This window comes from Buttiauxella ferragutiae (genome assembly GCF_022637515.1).
Lineage (GTDB): Bacteria > Pseudomonadota > Gammaproteobacteria > Enterobacterales > Enterobacteriaceae > Buttiauxella > Buttiauxella ferragutiae.
Window position 1 is genome coordinate 1,770,714 of sequence record NZ_CP093332.1, and the last position, 21,769, is coordinate 1,792,482.

The 21,769-nt window shown below is 37.0% G+C and carries 18 protein-coding genes; all 18 read left to right on the forward strand.

The window, feature by feature from the left end; translation table 11 throughout:
* The first annotated feature begins 1 nt into the window (after position 1).
* The 18 genes from wcaM (at position 2) to wzzB (ending at position 21,728) form a co-directional block, all read left to right on the forward strand.
* Complete coding sequence (gene wcaM / locus MNO13_RS07995) at positions 2–1,429, forward strand: colanic acid biosynthesis protein WcaM (RefSeq protein ID WP_241939728.1); 1,428 nt, start codon at positions 2–4, stop codon at positions 1,427–1,429.
* A 177-nt stretch (positions 1,430–1,606) separates the two neighbouring features.
* Entirely contained in the window at positions 1,607–2,503 is an 897-nt protein-coding gene (gene galF / locus MNO13_RS08000; protein WP_121815309.1) for a UTP--glucose-1-phosphate uridylyltransferase GalF, read from the forward strand.
* A gap of 511 nt (positions 2,504–3,014) precedes the next feature.
* The gene (locus tag MNO13_RS08005; RefSeq protein ID WP_241939729.1) at positions 3,015–4,316 is read left to right on the forward strand and encodes a lipopolysaccharide biosynthesis protein; all 1,302 of its coding nucleotides are present in this window, start codon (positions 3,015–3,017) and stop codon (positions 4,314–4,316) included.
* A 68-nt stretch (positions 4,317–4,384) separates the two neighbouring features.
* The gene (locus MNO13_RS08010) at positions 4,385–5,548 is read left to right on the forward strand and encodes a glycosyltransferase (protein WP_241939730.1); all 1,164 of its coding nucleotides are present in this window, start codon (positions 4,385–4,387) and stop codon (positions 5,546–5,548) included.
* Complete coding sequence (locus MNO13_RS08015) at positions 5,548–6,717, forward strand: glycosyltransferase (RefSeq protein WP_241939731.1); 1,170 nt, start codon at positions 5,548–5,550, stop codon at positions 6,715–6,717. Before MNO13_RS08010 ends, MNO13_RS08015 begins: the two co-directional genes overlap by 1 nt.
* Positions 6,704–7,738: a UDP-N-acetylglucosamine 4,6-dehydratase/5-epimerase gene (gene fnlA / locus MNO13_RS08020; RefSeq protein ID WP_241939732.1), complete on the forward strand. Its 1,035-nt coding sequence runs from the start codon at positions 6,704–6,706 to the stop codon at positions 7,736–7,738. Before MNO13_RS08015 ends, fnlA begins: the two co-directional genes overlap by 14 nt.
* A 1-nt stretch (position 7,739) precedes the next feature.
* Complete coding sequence (wbjC, locus tag MNO13_RS08025) at positions 7,740–8,843, forward strand: UDP-2-acetamido-2,6-beta-L-arabino-hexul-4-ose reductase (protein WP_241939733.1); 1,104 nt, start codon at positions 7,740–7,742, stop codon at positions 8,841–8,843.
* Complete coding sequence (gene wecB / locus MNO13_RS08030) at positions 8,843–9,973, forward strand: non-hydrolyzing UDP-N-acetylglucosamine 2-epimerase (RefSeq protein WP_241939734.1); 1,131 nt, start codon at positions 8,843–8,845, stop codon at positions 9,971–9,973. Before wbjC ends, wecB begins: the two co-directional genes overlap by 1 nt.
* Positions 9,973–11,172: a glycosyltransferase family 4 protein gene (locus MNO13_RS08035; RefSeq protein WP_241939735.1), complete on the forward strand. Its 1,200-nt coding sequence runs from the start codon at positions 9,973–9,975 to the stop codon at positions 11,170–11,172. The genes wecB and MNO13_RS08035 overlap by 1 nt, the downstream gene beginning before the upstream one ends.
* Position 11,173: 1 nt before the next feature.
* A complete protein-coding gene (locus MNO13_RS08040) occupies positions 11,174–11,581 on the forward strand; it encodes a WbuC family cupin fold metalloprotein (protein ID WP_241939736.1) in 408 nt (135 codons plus the stop codon).
* Positions 11,582–12,057: 476 nt separating this feature from the next.
* On the forward strand, positions 12,058–13,149 hold the full coding sequence (locus MNO13_RS08045; RefSeq protein WP_241939737.1) for a glycosyltransferase: 1,092 nt from the start codon (positions 12,058–12,060) through the stop codon (positions 13,147–13,149).
* A gap of 76 nt (positions 13,150–13,225) precedes the next feature.
* Complete coding sequence (locus tag MNO13_RS08050; protein ID WP_241939738.1) at positions 13,226–14,473, forward strand: oligosaccharide flippase family protein; 1,248 nt, start codon at positions 13,226–13,228, stop codon at positions 14,471–14,473.
* 7 nt (positions 14,474–14,480) lie between these two features.
* Entirely contained in the window at positions 14,481–15,437 is a 957-nt protein-coding gene (locus MNO13_RS08055; RefSeq protein ID WP_241939739.1) for a glycosyltransferase family 2 protein, read from the forward strand.
* Positions 15,427–16,548, forward strand: coding sequence for an EpsG family protein (locus tag MNO13_RS08060; RefSeq protein WP_241939740.1), 1,122 nt, complete (start codon positions 15,427–15,429; stop codon positions 16,546–16,548). Before MNO13_RS08055 ends, MNO13_RS08060 begins: the two co-directional genes overlap by 11 nt.
* Positions 16,549–16,918: 370 nt before the next feature.
* Positions 16,919–18,331 carry an NADP-dependent phosphogluconate dehydrogenase gene (gene gndA / locus MNO13_RS08065; RefSeq protein ID WP_241939741.1) on the forward strand — a complete coding sequence of 471 codons (1,413 nt, stop codon included), beginning with the start codon at positions 16,919–16,921 and terminating at the stop codon, positions 18,329–18,331.
* Positions 18,332–18,485: 154 nt separating this feature from the next.
* Positions 18,486–19,550 carry a dTDP-glucose 4,6-dehydratase gene (gene rfbB, locus MNO13_RS08070; RefSeq protein ID WP_241939742.1) on the forward strand — a complete coding sequence of 355 codons (1,065 nt, stop codon included), beginning with the start codon at positions 18,486–18,488 and terminating at the stop codon, positions 19,548–19,550.
* Between the two features lie 22 nt (positions 19,551–19,572).
* Positions 19,573–20,439, forward strand: a complete 867-nt coding sequence (gene rfbA, locus MNO13_RS08075; protein ID WP_241939743.1) for a glucose-1-phosphate thymidylyltransferase RfbA — start codon at positions 19,573–19,575, stop codon at positions 20,437–20,439.
* A gap of 293 nt (positions 20,440–20,732) precedes the next feature.
* On the forward strand, positions 20,733–21,728 hold the full coding sequence (gene wzzB / locus MNO13_RS08080) for an LPS O-antigen chain length determinant protein WzzB (RefSeq protein ID WP_241939744.1): 996 nt from the start codon (positions 20,733–20,735) through the stop codon (positions 21,726–21,728).
* Positions 21,729–21,769: the final 41 nt, after the last annotated feature.

Consider the following 21,769-nt stretch of genomic DNA (forward strand, 5'->3'; position numbering starts at 1 on the left):
TATGCGTAAACAGTCTAAAACTCCCCACACTTCCTTCTCTTCCTCACGCCGCCAGTTACTCAAAGCCAGTTCCGTGCTGGCCGCGGTGCCATTCATCTTGCCACGTAGCGTGTTCGCGGCAGCGGGCAACAGCGCAATCAGCGTGCAAAAATTCTATAGCGGCGACTGGATTGCCGCCTTCAAACAGGCTTTTACTACGGCTGATACTGTCAGCGTTCCCGCCGATGTAGTCTGCGATAACATCAACACTGCGATTTTTATACCGGAGGGGAAAACCTTGTTGGTTGCGGGTGGTTTGAAGGGCAACGGCAAAGGGCGTTTTGTGCTGCAAGACGGCTGCCAGATTTTGGGCGAGAAGGGCGGGCGGTTTAACAATATCACCCTTGATGTGCGGGGTTCAAACTGCACCATCAAAGGCATTGATATGAGCGGCTTTGTGCCAGTGACGCAAATCTACATCGGCGGCAAAGACCAGCGCACCATGCGCAACCTGGTGATTGATAGCATTACGGTACACGATGCGAACTACGCCATTTTGCGGCAGGGTTTCCACAACCGGATGGAAAACGTCAAGATCACCAATGGCCATTTTAGTCGATTGCAGGGTGACGCCATCGAATGGAACGTGGCAATCAACGACCACAATTTGCTTATCTCCGACCATGTGATTGAAAACATTGATTGCACCAATGGGAAGATCAATTGGGGGATCGGCATTGGTCTGGCGGGCAGCACCTACGACAACGAATATCCGGAAGATCAGGCGGTGAAAAACTTTGTTGTTGCCAATATTACGGGTAGCAACTGCCGCCAGCTAGTCCACGTTGAGAACGGTAAACACTTCGTTATTCGCAATATTAAAGCTCGAAATATCAATCATACTTTTAGTAAGAATGCAGGCATCGATAACGCGACAGTGGCTATTTATGGCTGTGATAATTTCGTTATTGATAACGTCGATATGGTCAACAGCGCGGGATTTCTGATTGGTTACGGGGTAATTAAAGGTAACTACTTGTCTATTCCGCAAAATTTTAAACTAAATGATATTACGCTTGATAATACGGACATGCGGCTTAAAAGTAGGGGTATCCAAATTTCATCAGGCAATGCGACATCTTTCGTAGCGATTACCAATGTGGCGATGAAACGCGCAACGCTTGAACTGCATAACAAACCGCAACACTTGTTTCTGAGAAACATCGATGTGATGCAGTATTCTGAAGCCGGTCCAGCGTTGAAGCTAAACTTCGATTTGCGTAAAGACGTGCGTGGCCGTTTTATGGCCAAAGAGGATACGTTGCTGTCGCTTGCCAATGTGCGTGCGGTGAACGAGAAGGGCAGTAGTTCGGTGGATATCGACCGGGTAGATCATCAACACGTGAACACCAGTGGATTGAATTTTGCTCTGCCAGCGGTGAATAAGTAGATTGTCAAATCAGATTGCGATTTATCCGAGCTTTTGAAAGGCTTAAATCAAGACTTTGGTTTTGCGTACTTTCTTGAGAGCGTTAAGATGAAGGTCTATTTTTTGGGGATCAATTCATGCTGGCATCAGCGCACGAAAAGACTATAATCCCCGAACCATTTTGAGGTGGGTTTGAATATGATTAATTTGAAAGCAGTTATTCCGGTAGCAGGCTTGGGTATGCATATGTTGCCTGCCACAAAAGCGATTCCAAAAGAGATGCTACCGATAGTCGATAAGCCGATGATTCAATATATCGTCGATGAAATTGTGGCTGCCGGTATCAAAGAAATCGTGCTGGTGACGCATTCCTCAAAGAATGCTGTGGAAAACCATTTCGACACCTCATACGAACTTGAAGCTCTGCTTGAGCAGCGTGTTAAACGCCAGTTGCTCGCGGAAGTTCAATCTATCTGCCCACCGGGCGTGACCATTATGAACGTGCGTCAGGCTCAACCGTTGGGTCTTGGTCACTCCATTCTGTGTGCTCACCCTATCATCGGTGATAACCCATTTGTTGTTGTATTACCTGACGTTATCCTCGATGGCGCCAGCGCTGACCCATTGCGTTATAATTTGGCGGCAATTATCGAGCGTTTCAGAGAAACGGGGCGTAGCCAGGTTCTGGCAAAACGTATGCCGAACGTAGATTTGTCTGAGTACTCGATGATCACCACTGAAGAACCTCTGAGCAACGACGGGCAGATTGGTCGCATTGTTGATTTCGTGGAAAAACCTGACCAGCCACAGACTCTGGATTCCGATCTTGCAGCGGTAGGGCGTTATGTTTTATCTGCAGATATCTGGCCTGAACTCGAGAAAACCGAACCGGGTGCCTGGGGCCGTATCCAGCTTACCGACGCCATTGCGGCACTGAGCAAAAAACAAGCAGTGGAAGCTGCGTTGATGACCGGCGAAAGCTACGACTGTGGCAAGAAAATGGGTTATATGCAGGCATTTGTGCAGTATGGTCTGCGTAACCATAAAGAAGGCCAGAAGTTCAGGGATAGCATTCAGAAATTGTTAGCTCGTTGATTGCTTTGTAATCAATGAAGATAGGTGTCTGATGAAAAGAATGGCAGTCAAAAGTGGCGGTGCGGTTACAATTTTGTAACTTTACTGCGGCTGACTGCCTTTTTTTTTGGGTAAAATCGGGTATAACAATTGCCGCTGCGTATTCGAATATTCATCATCCTGAATATCCGAATGTGTTGCAAAATGTAGGTCGCTACCTGGCGAAACGGGTAGTACGAGAAGAAGTTCAGTCCACTGGTAGCTGTTGAGCCAGGGGCGGTAGCATGCCTGGGGCTAAATCCATGCCTGAGATAGATGATATAAAAGTAATTTAATTCTGAAAGAAATTAACTGAAGAATATACTTTATATTAATCCTCAGCATGGGAAATAAATATTAGCGATTGGTAATGCTTGTTTCTTGTGATTAAATGTTTAAATGCTTTTGAAATGGAAATGAGAAACAGAGCGTCTTTAATAATTGTTATAATTACAAACTGCTGAAGTTACATCATATATATTGAAATAATCATATGATAAAACGATTTCTAAATGAAATTATAATTTTTTTACTTGTGTCAGGAATTTCACGCTTATTACCATTCCTGCTCACTCCTGTATTCACTCATTATATATCCCCCACGGAAATGGGGAGATTAGAAATAATTCTATCTAGCTATAACATCCTGATTGTGCTTGGTATGTGTCAAATTGATACAGCCGTACAGCGGTTTTATTATGAGCGAGAATCAATCTCTAAGGCTGCTATTTTCACAGTGGCTAAGTTGTCCTCTATAATTGCACTAATTACAATAGTGGCATCCCCTTTATTGATGTATTTTTATTTCAAAAATGAAATGCTGATCCCAGATGTAATGATTACAGCAGCAAGTATTGTATTTGGTAACATGTTTATTATTAATGGTTTGATTGTCAGGTACTCAAAACCGATAAGATATATTGCAATACTGAATCTTACTCAGACGATATTATTTGTGGTCTGCGCGTATTATGGTGTGGTGGTTCTTCACATGGGTATTCGAGCATATTTGCTAGCCATGCTAATATCATATATATTGTCTAGCATATTATCGCTTGTTTTCATTAAAGATAAAATATCATTAAAGTTTAGCTGCGTAGATACAAATAAATTATGGGGTTTTGCATTGCCTCAATTACCAGCAAGAGTTGCAAGTGCGTTATCACAGTATGGCAATCGCTTTTTATTATTATGGATTTTTAACCAGTCAATTGTTGGTGTTTTTGCAATCGCAAACAAAATCTCATCTCTAATGCTAGTTGGACTTACTGCTTTTTGTATGGTTTGGTATCCAATGTTATATTCTAAAGAAAATAGAAATAATATTGAAATTAGAAAATTGTTTAAGCTTGTGATAGTACTCTTAATCCCTTTAATTCCTGTGATGTTGATAATAACTCATGTTATTTTTAAATTTTATGTGGCCGAACAATATTTTGAGGCCGAGTATGTTTCATATGTATTGATAGTTGCGACGTCACTTTTAGTAATTAAAGAAATGGTTGATTCAGGTATTAAGCTTAGTGGAAAAGTTAAATTTATATCATATATTTATATTTTAAATACAATTTTCCTGTTTGTTGCAATGTTTTTAGCTGGGAAAGAATGGGGGATTATCGGTGTTAGCTACGCAATACTCATTTCAAATGTAATTCTTATATTCATGACTTGGATCGTTTCAGAAAAATGTTACGCTATAGGATTTAGTGTCAACTACTTTATTCTATATATGCTTTATTGTATGACAATCGTTGCTTTGATTATTTATGTAATGCCGAGTGTAGAAATAGGATAAATAAAACTAATAATATATGGCATTAGAGATATTACTGACAAATAGATACCAAAGGCTAGGATTAATAAATGGATACATTTACTGTATTTTATACTGGACCATTCAGGTATCCAGATCAGGACGCTGCCGGTAAACGAGTAGATCAAGTTGTAAAAATTATAGAAGGCCTAGAGGAATGCAAACACATTACTGTTGGTGGATGGGAGTCAGGGGTATTACAGGAGAAAGTTGTATCAAAAAAAACTAGAAAGGTATCTTTTTCGCTATTAGGAAAACATAAAAAAACTAAATTACTAAGGTTAGTTAACCATTTATTTATGGGAGGGCGAGTTATTAAATGGATGATAACTAATAGAAATAAAATTTCACTTATTATATTGTATAATCCACCATTTGTTTTTGCACTCTTAAGTTTATTATATGCTTTTTTCTATAAAAAGAAAATCGCATTAGACTCCACTGAATGGTATCAAAGCGAGCACTTACCTGGTGGCAGGTTTGGATTAGCATCAATTGAAAATTGGTCGCGAATGAGAATTGCTTATCCTCTATTCAAAAATGTAATAGTTATTTCCGATTACCTAAATGATTATTTCAATAATCTGGGGAGAAATATAATAAAAATACCACCGCTTGCCGAAAAATACAACGGCTCTCCAAAATCAATAAATACTAATGCTATAAATTTTTTTTATGCTGGTTCTCCAGGAAAAAAAGATAAACTTGCAGGGTTTGTAAATAAACTTATATCAATAGATACTACCATGTACCCAGGCGTAAAGTTCTATATCGCTGGTTTAACATTAGATGATTTTCATTTACTGTATCCTACTTTTGTGAATAGAAAAGAAGAACTAAATAAAATCTGCATATTTCTCGGGCGAATAACTATGACTGAAGTTTATAGTTGGTATGGGAAAATAAATTTCTGTGTGTTCTTCAGAGATAAAAAAAGATATTCATTGGCCGGGTTCCCTTCAAAATATGTTGAGGCATTATCTTATGGTATACCTGTGGTAAGCAATAGCATAGGTGATATATCATTGGAGCTTCCATATATTGGATATATATTCGATCCTGAAAAAGATAACATTAAAATTTTACTAAATGAATTGTGTGACTTGAGTGTATATAGAAATAAATGTTTAAATATAGAGAGTGTTTTTAACAAAAAGTATTGCTCAACTGCAAACACATTAAATGTTCAACATTTTATTAGAAAAATAAAATAATGAGAAGCCCTAGTTCACCAGAGATTATATTTAACTGTGCAACAAATGTTATTGGTGGTGCAGTACAGAATGCTGTACATTTTATTAGGGGAGTAATTAACTTTGAGGGATTTGGTCTTAATTGGTATTTTATTTTGAGTCCTCAAGTCTACGCTCAGGTTAAGCAACTTCTACCACCTCATAAATTTATTGTCTTAAATGAAAGCCCCGCATTTTCTTTAAGAGCTAGACGGTTGTTGGGTTCGATAGTGCAAGATATCAAACCACAATTGGTATATAGTTCAGCAGGGCCGGCATATGTTAAATTTAGTGTTCCTCATGTTATGGGATGCAGCAATCCATATATATTGGGTGCATCTGATTATGCTTATGAACTGTATGGCGGCTTTTTAAGCCAGTTAAAAATACGATTAAGAACTAAATATCAAACATATAAAATTAAGCAAGCAGATGCTTGGATAACTCAAACTGAATCATCTGCTAATAATTTAAAGCGCATTTTGGGAAATAATTCTGATATATACATTGTATATAATTCTATTTCTCCTGAATTTCTAAACTATCTAAATGATTACTCTCATCAGGAAAAAAGTAAAATAAATTCGATAACGAGAATATTAGTACCAACGGCGTATTACCAGCATAAAGATCTAGAGCGAATACCACAGGCTATAGCTAGGTTAAGAGAAAAATATGGAGTTGAGGTAAAGATCACTTTGACTATAAATGACAAAGAGGCGTATAAAAAAACATTAGCTATAGCCAAAGATTTGAATATTGATTCAAGCTTTCAAAATATTGGAGGCTACGAGCATAAAGACAGTTTAAAAATATATACTGAACATGATGTTGTTTTACAACCTAGTGTACTGGAGGTTTTTTCTACTAGTTACATAGAAGCTATGTCAGCTTTGAAACCATTAATTGTGCCATCGTTTGATTTTTCAAAATCAATATGTGCTGACTATGCTCACTACTATGATTGCTTAAGTATAGATAGTTATGCGGCTGCAATATACGCAGCAATAGTTGATACAAGTGTCGAAGAAAGACACGAAAAAAGTATAGCAATTGTAAGTAAATATGGGTCTCAAGACAAAAGAGTTGCGAAAATAGTTGAGATTCTTAAAAAACATATTATTAGAGGTGTTGATTGTGTTCAAAAATAAAATTTTATTAATAACCGGTGGTACAGGATCTTTTGGTAATGCTGTGCTGACTAGATTTATTAATACAGATATTGCAGAAATTCGGATATTCAGTCGTGATGAAAAAAAACAAGATGATATGCGTAAAAAATATAATAATCCAAAATTAAAATTTTATATAGGTGATGTAAGAGATTATCACAGTATCCTTAATGCCACCCGTGGTGTCGATTTTATTTATCATGCAGCCGCTTTAAAACAAGTACCATCCTGTGAATTCCATCCTATGGAGGCGGTTAAAACAAACGTTTTAGGGACTGAAAATGTGCTTGAGGCTGCGATAGCAAACACAGTGAAACGAGTGGTATGTTTAAGTACTGATAAGGCTGTATATCCTATTAATGCAATGGGTATATCAAAAGCTATGATGGAAAAAGTCATGGTTGCAAAATCTCGTAATGTAGATAAAACAAAAACAGTTATTTGTGGAACGCGTTATGGCAATGTCATGGCATCGAGAGGTTCAGTAATACCATTATTTGTTGATTTGATAAAAATGGACCAGCCACTAACGATCACTGACCCTAATATGACTAGATTTATGATGACCCTTGAAGATGCGGTTGATCTGGTCTTGTACGCATTTGAACACGGTAACAACGGCGATATTTTCGTGCAAAAAGCTCCAGCAGCGACAATTGAAACGCTAGCAATTGCATTGAAATCACTATTAAAGCAAGAAGAGCACCCTATAAATATTATTGGCACACGTCACGGTGAGAAGCTTTATGAAGCTTTGCTTAGCCGCGAAGAGATGGTTGCTGCAGAAGATATGGGCGATTACTTCCGTATTCCTCCTGACCTCCGTGATCTCAACTATGGGAAATTTGTTGAGCAAGGTGATAAACGCATCACTGAAGTCGCTGACTATAATTCGCATAATACTCAGCGACTTGATGTCGAGGGAATGAAAACACTATTACTCAAGCTTTCGTTCATAAATGCACTACGCGCTGGTGAAAAATACGAACTGGATTCTTAATATGAAAATTTTAGTTACCGGTGCAGATGGATTTATAGGCCGAAATCTATGTATACGTCTTGAAGATACTGGCTATGAGAATATTATTCGTGTTGATCGTAATACACCTAAATCAACTTTATATTCAGGATTAAATTCTGCAGACTTTGTATTTCATTTAGCAGGAGTTAATCGGCCTATTAATGAGTCGGAATTCGTTGAAGGAAATGCCGATCTAACAAAGAGCATTGTTGATTATCTCAAGGAACACAATCCTAAAGCTTCATTTATACTTAGTTCTTCAACACAAGCATTAGCAGATAATGGCTACGGAAAAAGTAAAGCACTAGCTGAAACTATCGTTGAAAAATATGGTAGGGAATCTGAGGCAGATTATTATATCTATCGTCTTCCTAATGTGTTTGGAAAATGGTGTAAACCTAATTACAACTCATTCGTTGCAACTTTTTGTTATAATATTACAAATGATATTGAAATAACAATAAATGACCCAAAAACGCCAGTAACACTTATTTATATCGATGATCTTTGTGATGAATTAATAAAGTTACTTAAAAAAAATAGAGGTAGTGGGTATCAGCGAGTATCTCCGGAGTACCACACTACAGTTGGTGAAGTTGCGGGGATCTTGAAAGGGTTTAAAATAAGTCGTAGTAGTTTAGTTATTGATGATGTTGGGGTAGGATTTAAACGAGCTTTATATTCCACATGGCTGAGTTACCAAAGTCCTGAACAATTTAGTTACAATATTCCAGCGTATGCCGATGAAAGAGGTGTATTTTGTGAAATGTTAAAAACTAAAACTTCAGGGCAATTTTCCTTTTTCACTGCTCATAAAGGGGTTACACGTGGTGGGCATTATCATCACACGAAAAATGAAAAATTTCTTGTGATTAAAGGTAAGGCTCTTTTTAGATTTGAGCATATTATCACTCATGAAAGATATGAGTTAATAGTTAATTCGGATTCTTACCAGGTAGTCGAAACCGTTCCTGGCTGGACCCATGATATAACTAACATCGGTGATATTGAGTTGGTAGTTATGCTATGGGCAAATGAGATATTTGATAGAGAAGCGCCTGATACAATTACGAGAGTTTTATAATGAAAAAAATGAAAGTAATGTCTGTTGTTGGAACTCGTCCAGAAATTATACGACTTTCTCGTGTTCTGGCTAAACTTGATGAATACTGTGAGCATATTTTAGTTCATACTGGTCAAAATTATGACTATGAATTAAATGAAGTATTTTTTAATGATTTGGGTGTTCGAAAACCTGATTTTTTTCTAAATGCCGCAGGTAAAAATGCTGCAGAGACAATTGGTCAAGTAATTATCAAAATTGATGAAGTACTTGAAAGTATTAAACCTGAAGCGATGCTGGTTCTTGGTGATACGAACTCATGTATATCTGCAATTCCTGCCAAACGACGTAAAGTACCTATCTTTCATATGGAAGCAGGTAATCGGTGCTTTGACCAGCGGGTCCCTGAGGAAACAAATCGTCGAATTGTAGATCACACTGCAGATATTAATCTAACATATAGTAGTATTGCTCGTGACTATTTGTTAGCTGAAGGCATTCCACCTGACCGTGTAATAAAAACGGGAAGCCCGATGTTTGAAGTTTTAACGCATTACATGCCTCAGATAGATAGTTCCGATGTTTTAACTCGTTTAAATCTAAATCAATTTGATTTCTTTGTAGTTAGTGCGCATCGTGAAGAAAATGTTGATTCACCCAAGCAATTAGCCAAACTTGCGGATACTCTCAATACTATAGCTGAGAAATATGGACTTCCAGTGATTGTCTCGACTCATCCACGGACTCGTAATCGCATTAATGCTCAAGGTATATCGTTCCATGAAAATATCCAGCTGTTGAAACCTCTGGGTTTTCATGACTACAATCATCTGCAGAAAAACGCACGAGCAGTACTTTCTGATAGTGGAACTATTTCGGAAGAATCATCCATTATGAATTTCCCCGCAGTTAATATTCGCGAAGCTCACGAACGCCCAGAAGCATTCGAAGAGGCTTCAGTAATGATGGTTGGCCTTGAGTCCGAAAGAGTATTGCAAGCATTAACTATTTTGGAATCACAACCCCGCGGTGTAGATAGAGTGCTAAGGCAGGTATCTGATTACAGCATGCCAAATGTTTCAGATAAAGTTGTCAGGATTATCCACTCATATACTGATTATGTTATGCGTGTGGTCTGGAAGCAATATTAATGGATCTGGCTCTTGTTATTGATGATTATCTGCCCTACAGCACACGTGTGGGTGCAAAAATGTTCCATGAATTGGCCATTGAGTTAAAATTACGCGGTCATCAAGTGACGGTAATAACTCCAAATTCTCAACAAAAAGAGACACTAAAGGTATTTGAACTAGATGGTATCACAGTTTGGCAGTTCAAAAGTGGGCCAATTAAAGATGTCTCAAAACTACGTCGAGCTATTAATGAAACATTGTTATCGTTTAAAGCTTGGAATGCTATTCGTCATCATGTGAACTCAAATAGTTTTGATGGTTTGATATATTATTCACCTTCTATTTTCTGGGGAGGGGTAGTTAAGAAATTGAAAATGCTTTGCAATTGCCGAGCTTATCTCGTTTTACGTGATGTATTCCCTCAATGGGTCATTGATGCCGGTTTGTTGAAAGAAAACTCAGTATTAGTGAAATATTTTCGATATTTTGAACGTAAAACCTATGAACAAGCAGATCAAATTGGAGTTATGTCGGAAAGGAATTCTGAATTATTTGAAGTGTGGAATGAAGCATTTTCTTGTGAAGTGTTAAGAAACTGGGCAAGTACTAAAAATATCATCAAAATTAATAATGGTTATATTTCTGTACGTGAGCGTCTTAATCTAAATAATAAAGTTATTTATTTTTATGGCGGTAACATAGGTTTTGCGCAGGATATGGCCAATATAATGCGCTTGGTAAAAAAAATGCAGCGTTATGATAATGCTCATTTTCTGTTCGTAGGCCAAGGTGATGAAGTATCTTTGATTAATAATCTTGCAAAAGAGTGGAACCTTGAGAATTTTACCTACTTACCATCTGTTAATCAGGATGAATTTAAAAGTATTTTAGCAGAAGTTGATGTGGGTCTTTTTTCTTTATCTGCAAGACATAGCGCTCATAATTTCCCTGGGAAACTATTGGGTTATATGGTTGAATCTCTACCTATTCTTGGTAGTGTTAATGCTGGAAATGATTTATTGGATATTGTTAATAGCAACAATGCTGGATTTATTCATGTAAATGGTGAAGATGATTTATTATTTTCATCTGCTCAGAAATTATTTCTTGATGATGAATTACGAAAATCACTAGGGATGAACGCTAAACAATTATTAATTAATCAATTCTCTGTTGAGTCAGCGGCACAACTGATTGTGTCTAAATTAGGAGGCTAAAATGAAATTAATTGATAAAAACACTTTTAACTGTTTATATGAGGAAGCTCTTTCTTCTGAACGAAAGCGAGCTCACTACTTACTCCATAAATCTCATGCGGACAAAGTTCAACGTTTACTGATTGCAATGGTTCAAAATAGTTTTGTAGAACCACATTATCATGAGTTGGCCACGCAATGGGAAATGTTTCTTGTAATAGAAGGTTGTATAAAAGTTTGTTTGTATGATCTAGACGGGAATGTTATTGATAGTTTTGTTGCTGGCCCTGAAATGGATCAATCCATTGTGGAGTTTTTACCTGGTGATATACATAGTGTAGAATGCATTACATCAAAAGCAATGATGTTAGAAGTAAAAGAAGGTCCGTTTCATCCTGAAACGGCGAAAGTATCATTGAGTACTAGCTGATTTTTTTTATTTTATTTAAATAGTGTATATAAGTGCAATGTATATGTGGTGGATTACATTTCAGTCTCCAACTTTTATTGGCATTACGCCATTTTTATTTCAACAATATAATAACTGTTGTTAGTATTTTTAAAATGTTAAAAGATAAACAGAGCATGTATACATATATGATGACAGCTGTAATGTGAATTGTGTTGTAAGGACATTAAGCGACACCTACTATGCATTATGCTTTATAATTTTAGTGACTCCTGGAATTTCGTTTCAGATATTTCAAATGTATTTTGATAATGCCGACTCAGGTGAATGGATTTGTTTTTTATGGAATCAGAAAAAGAAGTGCTATATGTAAATCATTAGTGCTCATGTCTTTATTAATCAGTTCCTCACTTAGCTCGCTATTGTAATTTGGAATACACGCTAGGGAGTGTCTAAAGATATTATGAATGTTAATTTAAATACATGGCTATCGTAAAATGAAAATTATAATTATCGCAACTGCTGCAGTTGAGGGTGGAGCTCTTTCAGTTTTGAATGACTTGGTTGGTTATATAAAAAGAGATAATAATTTTTATATAGTTTATATTAATGAGAAAGCATTAAATAAACTCCCTCAGATTGATAATGTTGAATACAGGATTGTAGATACTAAGACATTGTATAAACGGTTTTATTTTGATTTCTATGGTTTTAATAATTTCGTAAAGCAAGAAAAGCCTAGTTTGTGTTTTAATATGCAAAATGTTGCCGTGAGAACATCATGCCCACAAATAGTGTTTATCCATCAGCCAATACCATTCTCGGATGTTAAATTTAACTTCTTTAATAGGGTGGAGCTTAGGTATAATATGTACAAATATATATACTTTGCATATATGAGGCTCAATAATGCGTTTGCAAAAAAAATTATAGTCCAAACACATTGGATGAATAAAGCGGTTAAAGTCAGATTGAAGCGGAAAGAGTCTGACATTATAATAGTCAAACCTAATGTTGATATTTCTTTGGTAAGAACTTGGACATACGAAGGAGGGAATGATTTTTTCTACCCCGCAGCAGAATACTCATATAAAAATCATGAGATATTGATTGATGCATTTGCATTATTATCTAAAGAGTTTTTAAGGAACAATCACGTAAGGTTGGTTTTCACACTAGAAATAGAATCTTTAAGTGAAAGGATTATAAATAAAATCAAGCATTGTGAACTCGCTGAGTTTGTGATATTTCTAGGAAAGGTAAGTCGAGATGATGTACTTAATAGACTTCTTAAATCAAGAGCACTAGTGTTCCCTTCTATTCTTGAGTCTTTTGGCGTACCACTTGTTGAAGCAGCTAAGCTTTCGGTTCCAATAATTGCTTCTGACTTAGAGTATAGCCGTGAGGTGTTAAATGATTATCAGCGTGTAATATACTGCACCTCTACTAATGCTGAAGAATGGAGCCATGCTATTGAAAGGACTGTAAACCGACAGGAATTAACTGAAAGTATTAGTCCAGTTTTTTCATATGGATCAGATTGGGATAAAATTCATTATATATACGATGAGATTGCCATAAAACAATAATCACCAGTTGTTCTCTAATTACAATGACCGGCGTTTTTACTTCCAATTTTTGACGGGAAACTGTTGGTGTTATAGGATGAATCTAAAACTACTCAAAAATATAATGTATTTACTGTTGATGCAAGGAGTGAGTTATCTTATTCCTCTTGTCACACTGCCATATTTGACTCGTGTGCTCGGTTTACATGATTATGGGGCCTTAAGTACGGCGATTACATTTATTCAGTATGCAGTTCTTTTTGTTGACTTTGGTTTCAATTTTACCGCGACTAAAAAAATTGCTGATCATCGAGATGACTTTGGATATATATCATTAGTGTTTTGGGAGACTATCTATGCCAAAATGCTTTTAGCTTTAATTGTTATAATCATTTTTTATTTTATTATTTATTTTACACCACAATTTAATGGCCTAAGTATTCTTTTCGTGGTTATGATTCCGCAAATTCTAGGCAGTGTTTTTTTTCCTGTGTGGTTTTTTCAGGGTGTTGAGAAACTAAGTTTGATATCAGTAGTAACAATGATGTCTAAATTAAGCACTATTCCGTTGTTACTACTTTTTGTACATAGTGCTAGTGATATAGTAATGGCGGCGGTAGTAACATCTTTCCCTCTATTTTTTGCATCGTTAATATCACTAATGTTTATTTATCATGGTAGATTAATTCAACGGCCTTCATTCTTTAAACTCGATATTCTCAAGGCTATAAAAGATTCCGTACCTCTTTTCTTGGGAACAATGGCTATTAGTTTATATATACTTAGTACTCCTCTAATTTTAGGTTTAACAAGTACTTTCGAACAAGTTGGGCTTTTTGTTGCTTCAGATAAACTGCGTACTGCCATGATTGGCGTATTTTTAATACTGGGGCAAGCGATATATCCACGGGTTAATGCATTGCTTTCTGAAAATACTGATGGCTATTGGAAGTTTATTAAGGTGCTATTTATATTGCAATTTGTTTTATGTGGTGGAGCATTTGTATTTTTTTATTTTCTCATTCCTGTAATCGCACCCATGCTACTTGGGAAAGGATTTGATGGTTTGACAGATATACTAAGAATTATGTCTCCAATGATTATGTTGGTACCGATGTCTGTTATATTGGCAAATTTCATTTTATTACCTCATGGTAAAAAAAGAGTGTATGCCATCATACCTGCAATAACAGCAACATTGCATATTTTCTACTCATTTATACTTTGTTTCTATCTGGGCGCTTTTGGTGGTGCATTATCAATCCTTCTGACAGAAATTATAAGTTTGTCTTTATTAATTTATATTTGCTATAAAAATCATTATTTACATAAGGTACTAACGTAGGTATAACATGAAACTAAGTATTATAATACCTTGCTATAATGTAGAGTTATATATTGGTGATTGCTTATCATCTATCAAAAATAATGTGCCGTATGAGTTGCAAGCATCATTGGAATTAGTAATTGTTAATGATGGTTCAAAAGATAGAACACTACAAATAATTAAAGAGTTTGATTGGACTGATAGTAATTTTAATATCAAAGTAATTTCGCAAGACAATATGGGGTTATCTTCAGCAAGGAATATTGGTATAGCTGAGTCTTCTGGTGAATATGTTGGCTTTCTCGACAGTGATGACATATGGTTATCATCAATTTCAAAGGTCTTGGAGTATATCATTAAGACTTCTGATGATTTTGATATAGTTGAGTTTGATGCTATTAGGTTTCATGAAAATATTAAGTCTGGAAAGAGTGGTATATTCAACTATATAAAATTAAATAAAACTTCTCACCGTGAATCTTATAAAGAAATTGTTTTTAGTAACAGTGTTTGGATGGTTTGGTCGAGATTTTTTAAGCGTGACATTATCGGTGGGAAACTTTTTCCCGTTGGAATTACATATGAAGATATCATTTTTACTTCAGAATGTTATCTTGAAGCAGAAACTATAATTAGTTTTAATGCTATATGCGTCGGATATAGATTTAATGATTCGTCTATATCAGCGAAAGTTAATAACAAAGATAAAATATCTATGGAGTACATCTTAGAAGATGTTTTTAGTAGGTATCAGCATGAACCTTCAATTTATCGGTATTTATTACTATGTAATACATATTTATTTTATCAAAGCATTTTGTTTGCACTCAACGTGCAAAAAGATTTAACAACGTATGAACACTGTATCCAGTCCAACAAGTATTATTACAAGTTGGGGTTGATAAAGAAATTTAAGATTAATCATAAGGTATTGTTTTCCATGATTAAGAAAATTTTTGTTGGAGTTCGAAATGCCATTTAATGTCTTCATTTATTTTATTCCTATGATGTTCTTAAGTTTTTTAGAAGTAGCTAGTAGGAAGAAGACACAAGTTTTTTACCTTTATATAATGGCTTGTGCTTTGACGATATTTTTCATCGCTTTTGCTTTTCATCTAGGTGTTGATTGGTTGGAGTATCAAAGATTTTTTCTTGGGATATCATCAAGTGAAGCTAATTATGAGATGGGATATACTTTGCTTAATAAAGTATTATATATCTCCGGGGCGGATTTTTGGTTTTTAAATTACATAGTCAAGTTTTTCTTTTTCTTTACTTTATTTTGTTTTATTTATAAATTTAGTTTATTACCTGTTTTTTCACTGACGTTTTTTATTGGGATAGTATTTCCATTTATTAATGATCCTTTGAGGCAGTTAATATCCTCATTGTTTCTCTTTGGCGCCTTTTTATTGCTGAATAGACCACCAAAAGTTATTGCTATTATTATTGGTTCAATGTTTCATTCTTCTTTTTTTGTAAGCTTGGTTTTGTTGTTTAGGAAATATCAGAGGAAGAATATAATTATTATTTTTTTTGCTGCTGGTTTGTTTTTTTTCATGTTTACATTGTCTAGTTTTTTATTAGGGACAGTTAATTTTTATCCTCTTAATTTGATAATGCTAAAAATATCATATTATATGAAGAACAATGAAAATGCTAGCTATGCATCTACGTCAGTTAGGATTGTATTTTTAGTCTTTGTGTGTTTTTCTGTTAAGGTTAGAAATTGTAATGTAAATTATTTCGGCTATGATCATGAAAAAACATTTTGGGTTTTGGCATTATTCTATTTAATTCTTGAAATTGGTTTTTTAAATTTACCGATTATACCACAGCGAGTAAGGATTTATATCTTGCCTTGTGTGATAGTTTTATTTTCCAATTATTTGTTTAACGTGGTTTCGACTGGTTTCCGTTTGGTTATTACAGTTATTATATTTGTATACTGCTCACTCTCGTTGTATTCATTCATCAGTAAACCTGTTGGTTCATATTATACCCTTGATAATAATCTAATTATACATAATTTTACTGGTGATAAAGTTAAAAGTAACAATGAAGTTGATGACTTTTGGATTTATCAGGATTGAATTTATACATTGTTTTTATTTTTAGTTTAATGATGCATTTAACTTAAAGTGTTGTTGGTATTGACTTAAGTAGATTGGTGTGACTAGTTTAGTTCTTCTTACATTCGGGGTGCAGCCTTATTTTAATGTTAGAAGTCGATAATGGACTTATTCGAAGTGGTTTGTTGTGACATATATTCATAAGCTCAATGTTACACATTATTACTAATTACAGGCTTTTAGTTTGGCATTTAAAAGTAAATGCTTTTAGTAATGCCTGATAGCAAGTATCATCATTTACCTGCATTCCGTAAAGCTTGATTAACAATTAGTCCCCATTAGTATGGGATATCATGCTGTTAATCTTTCAATATCTAGGAGTATATAATTCATGTACAAGCAACAAATCGGCGTCGTCGGTATGGCAGTGATGGGGCGTAATCTTGCGCTGAACATCGAAAGCCGTGGCTATACCGTTTCCGTGTTCAACCGTTCAGGCGATAAAACTGAAGAAGTTATCGCTGAGAATCCGGGTAAGAAGCTGGTTCCTTATTACACAGTTAAAGAGTTTGTGGAATCCCTCGAAACTCCTCGTCGTATTCTGTTGATGGTTAAGGCTGGTGAGGCCACGGACAAAACCATTGATTCACTCAAGCCGTATCTTGAGAAGGGCGATATCCTGATTGATGGTGGTAATACCTTCTTCCTGGATACTATCCGTCGTAACCGTGAACTGTCTGCTGAAGGGTTTAACTTTATCGGCACTGGTGTATCTGGTGGTGAAGAGGGTGCATTAAAAGGCCCATCCATCATGCCTGGCGGCCAGAAAGCCGCTTATGAATTGGTTGCGCCAATTCTTAAACAGATTGCTGCTGTAGCAGAAGACGGTGAACCATGTGTGACCTATATCGGTGCTGATGGCGCAGGTCATTATGTGAAGATGGTTCACAACGGTATCGAATATGGCGATATGCAGCTTATTGCTGAAGCTTATTCTCTGCTGAAACATGGCCTGAATCTGTCTAACGAAGAGTTGGCTGCAACCTTTACCGACTGGAATAAAGGTGAGCTGAGCAGTTACCTGATTGATATCACCAAAGATATCTTCACTAAAAAAGATGAAGACGGTAAATATCTGGTTGATGTGATTTTGGATGAAGCGGCTAACAAAGGTACGGGTAAATGGACTAGCCAGAGTTCACTGGATCTGGGTGAACCTCTGTCATTAATTACTGAGTCAGTCTTTGCTCGCTACATCTCTTCTTTAAAAGAACAGCGTGTTGCTGCATCTAAAGTTCTTAGTGGCCCGCAGGCTAAGCCATTTGATGGTGATAAAGCTGAATTCTCTGAGAAAGTACGTCGTGCATTGTATCTGGGTAAAATCGTTTCTTATGCTCAAGGTTTCTCCCAGTTACGTGCCGCATCTGAAGAGAATAACTGGGATCTCAACTATGGCGAGATTGCTAAGATCTTCCGTGCGGGTTGTATTATTCGTGCCCAGTTCCTGCAGAAAATCACCGATGCGTATGCAGAAAACCCAGCCATTGCCAACTTGTTGTTAGCACCATACTTCAAGCAAATTGCTGACGAATATCAGCAGGCGCTGCGTGATGTGGTTTCATACGCGGTGCAGAATGGTATCCCAGCGCCAACCTTCTCTGCGGCTATTTCTTACTACGACAGCTACCGCTCAACGGTTCTGCCAGCCAACTTGATTCAGGCGCAGCGTGACTACTTCGGTGCGCATACGTATAAGCGTACAGATAAAGAAGGCGTATTCCATACTGAGTGGATGGAAAAGTAATTAGATATCTGTAGGTTGTGATTTTAATTAAAACCAGTGGGGAATAAGCTTCACTGGTTTTTTCTTTATAATAAGTACATAAAATTTGCTTTACTATTTCTATTGCCGAAAGTAATGAAGGTAAATTAACAAGATTCATATTCGTTGAGGTTTTATGAAAATCATCGTAACTGGTGGGGCGGGATTTATTGGTTCCGCCGTCGTTCGCCACATTATTGAAGAAACTAGCGACGAAGTTTTGGTTATCGATAAGTTGACCTATGCCGGAAATATTGAATCCCTTGCGCCTGTCTCTGGTAACACTCGCTACTCATTTCACCAAATTGACATCTGCGACAGGGCCGCTTTAGATGCTGTTTTTCAGGATTTTCAACCTAATGCGGTGATGCATCTAGCCGCGGAAAGTCATGTTGACCGTTCTATTGACGGTCCCGCTGCATTTATCGAAACGAATATAGTTGGAACCTATGTTTTATTAGAAGCAACTCGACACTACTGGAACCAGTTGGCCTCATTTGCAAAACAGACTTTTCGTTTTCACCATATTTCTACTGACGAAGTTTTTGGCGATCTGCACGACACGGAGTCACTGTTTACTGAAACAACGCCTTATGCACCAAGTAGCCCTTATTCTGCTTCTAAAGCGTCAAGCGATCATCTGGTTCGTGCCTGGCTGCGAACTTATGGCCTGCCAACCATTGTGACCAATTGCTCAAATAACTATGGGCCATACCATTTTCCAGAGAAATTAATACCATTAGTTATCCTGAATGCTTTAGAAGGCAAACCTCTGCCTGTTTATGGGAATGGTTGCCAGATACGTGATTGGTTATATGTTGAAGATCATGCCCGAGCTCTTTACAAAGTACTTACCGAGGGGGAGTCGGGTGAAACGTATAATATTGGCGGAAATAATGAGAGGAAGAATATTGATGTTGTGAAGACTATTTGTTGTTTACTTGATGAAATAATCACCACAAAACCTGCGCAAATAGAACATTTTGAAGAGCTGATTACTTACGTAACAGATCGTCCTGGTCACGATCTGCGATACGCTATTGATGCTTCCAAGATCGAGCGGGAACTTGGCTGGAAACCCAGCGAAACCTTTGAAAGTGGTATCAGAAAAACCGTTGAATGGTATCTGGCTAATGAGTCATGGTGGCAACGTGTTAAAGATGGTTCATATTCAAGAGAACGTTTAGGTCTGAATAGTTAATCTGGAATATAAGGATTTTGATATGAAGGGGATTGTACTGGCAGGCGGGTCGGGAACACGGTTGTATCCGATTACACTAGGGGTCTCAAAGCAACTGCTGCCCATTTATGATAAGCCTATGATTTACTATCCACTCTCTGTGCTTATGCTGGCTGGCATTCGTGACATCTTGCTTATCACAACGCTCGAGGATCTTCCTTCATTCCAGCGTTTACTTGGGGATGGTAGACATCTGGGGATTAATCTGAGTTACGAAATTCAGGCTCGTCCAGAGGGGTTGGCACAGGCTTTTATCATTGGTGAAGAATTCATCAATGGTGAGAATTGTGCTTTGGTGCTTGGAGATAATATCTTTTTTGGCCAAGGGTTTGGCAGCAAACTTGAAATGGTGGCGCAGCGGCAAAATGGGGCCACTGCTTTTGGGTATCAAGTGATGTCCCCACAACGCTTCGGTGTTGTAGAATTTGATGAAAATTATCGTGCAGTATCGATTGAAGAAAAACCTATTCAGCCGAAATCTAACTGGGCTGTGACCGGTCTCTATTTTTACGATAAGAAGGTTGTAGAGCTGGCGAAGCATGTTAAGCCATCAGAAAGAAACGAACTCGAAATCACGAGTATTAATCAGATGTATCTCGAGATGGATGAACTAAACGTTGAACTGCTTGGGCGCGGTTTTGCCTGGTTGGATACAGGTACGCACGATAGTTTGATTGAAGCCTCTCAGTTTGTTCATACCATTGAAAAAAGACAGGGTTTTAAAGTCGCTTGCCTCGAAGAGATTGCCTATCGTAAAGGGTGGTTAACTCAGGAACAAATTCTTGAAAGTGCAAAATCTATGGAAAAAACATTATACGGTCAATATTTGAGCCAGTTGGTTGCTAAGTGAATTCGGGGGAATGAGAATTTTTTGGTTGAATAATCTTCAATTTTCTGATTTCCACTTTGCAGTAAATATGATTGTATTTCTAGATGCCAGCCCCTGATTTTGGGGCAATTGGTTGCATTGTGGATTAATAACCATCAATTCGGCATTAATAGAACTAACCTATATATTTTCAAGCAATTTTTTCGGGGTTTTCTGACTAAAATCACTACTTCTTTGCGGGAAATTTTTCTTTTATCTGATTATACTGAGCTCGTACTATTAGTAATTTATGCGCCAATTTTCTTAGGGTAATCATGAATCAAGATAACAATAACGTGGTGAAAAAAACGATTCCCACGGATGCAGAATCTATTGATTTAATAGATCTTTTAATGCAATTGTGGAAAGGGAAAACCACGATCATCGCTATCACTATCGCAACCGTAATCCTTGCAGTTATCTATCTGTTCGTTGCTAAAGAGAAATGGACCTCTGAAGCTATTATTACATCGCCAGATGCTGGTCAGATAGCGAATTATAACAATGCAATGGATGTGTTATATAGCCAGAATTTATCTGGATCCCCATCTGTTGTTGAGATACGACAACGTTTCTTTGGCCGTTTTAATTCCGCCTTATCTGCATTGTCAGAACAGTTAGATAATCAGGAAAAACCCGAAAAACTGACTATAGAAGAATCGGTTAAGGGGCAGCCGGTCCCTCTGAAAGTAAGCTATGTGGCGACAAGTGCCGCAGAAGCGCAAAAAACGCTCACAACTTATATTCAGCAAATCAACAAACGTGTAGTTACTGAACTGGATGATGACTTGCAAACCAGCATTAATTCTAAAGTTGACGATCTGAAAGTAGATTTAGCAACTAAAGAAAAAATTGCTCAGGAACGCAAAGACAAGCGTCTGGAGATCCTGAATCAGGCATTGATTGTTGCGCAGCAATCCAACATCAAAAATACCCTGGTTCAGCAGGCTGAAACGCTGTCTGAAGACACCTTGTTTGTACTGGGTAGCGATGCGCTCTCTGCGACCATAAAGAACGAAGCGACGCGTCCATTGCCGTTGGATGAGTCTTACTTCAATGCGCGCCAAACTTTGTTAGCGATTAGCGCTTTGAAATCTAAGCCAGATACCACTTACGCGTTTCGCTACGTGATGAAACCAAGTTTACCTATTCGACGTGATAGCCCGAAAAAGGGACTAACGCTTGTGTTAGGTGCTTTGGTTGGTCTGATTCTTGGCTCGGGTGTTGTGCTTGGTCGTAACGCATTGCGTAATTACAAGCCTGTTGTATAAGCATCAGTGATAGTTATAGTAAAGGCCGCGCAAGCGGCCTT

Coding starts and splice junctions, on each gene's coding strand:
- wcaM (WP_241939728.1), top strand. CDS start 2: ATGCGTAAACAGTCTAAAACTCCCCACACTTCCTTCTCTTCCTCACGC.
- galF (WP_121815309.1), top strand. CDS start 1,607: ATGATTAATTTGAAAGCAGTTATTCCGGTAGCAGGCTTGGGTATGCAT.
- MNO13_RS08005 (WP_241939729.1), top strand. CDS start 3,015: ATGATAAAACGATTTCTAAATGAAATTATAATTTTTTTACTTGTGTCA.
- MNO13_RS08010 (WP_241939730.1), top strand. CDS start 4,385: ATGGATACATTTACTGTATTTTATACTGGACCATTCAGGTATCCAGAT.
- MNO13_RS08015 (WP_241939731.1), top strand. CDS start 5,548: ATGAGAAGCCCTAGTTCACCAGAGATTATATTTAACTGTGCAACAAAT.
- wbjC (WP_241939733.1), top strand. CDS start 7,740: ATGAAAATTTTAGTTACCGGTGCAGATGGATTTATAGGCCGAAATCTA.
- wecB (WP_241939734.1), top strand. CDS start 8,843: ATGAAAAAAATGAAAGTAATGTCTGTTGTTGGAACTCGTCCAGAAATT.
- MNO13_RS08035 (WP_241939735.1), top strand. CDS start 9,973: ATGGATCTGGCTCTTGTTATTGATGATTATCTGCCCTACAGCACACGT.
- MNO13_RS08040 (WP_241939736.1), top strand. CDS start 11,174: ATGAAATTAATTGATAAAAACACTTTTAACTGTTTATATGAGGAAGCT.
- MNO13_RS08045 (WP_241939737.1), top strand. CDS start 12,058: ATGAAAATTATAATTATCGCAACTGCTGCAGTTGAGGGTGGAGCTCTT.
- MNO13_RS08050 (WP_241939738.1), top strand. CDS start 13,226: ATGAATCTAAAACTACTCAAAAATATAATGTATTTACTGTTGATGCAA.
- MNO13_RS08055 (WP_241939739.1), top strand. CDS start 14,481: ATGAAACTAAGTATTATAATACCTTGCTATAATGTAGAGTTATATATT.
- MNO13_RS08060 (WP_241939740.1), top strand. CDS start 15,427: ATGCCATTTAATGTCTTCATTTATTTTATTCCTATGATGTTCTTAAGT.
- gndA (WP_241939741.1), top strand. CDS start 16,919: ATGTACAAGCAACAAATCGGCGTCGTCGGTATGGCAGTGATGGGGCGT.
- rfbB (WP_241939742.1), top strand. CDS start 18,486: ATGAAAATCATCGTAACTGGTGGGGCGGGATTTATTGGTTCCGCCGTC.
- rfbA (WP_241939743.1), top strand. CDS start 19,573: ATGAAGGGGATTGTACTGGCAGGCGGGTCGGGAACACGGTTGTATCCG.
- wzzB (WP_241939744.1), top strand. CDS start 20,733: ATGAATCAAGATAACAATAACGTGGTGAAAAAAACGATTCCCACGGAT.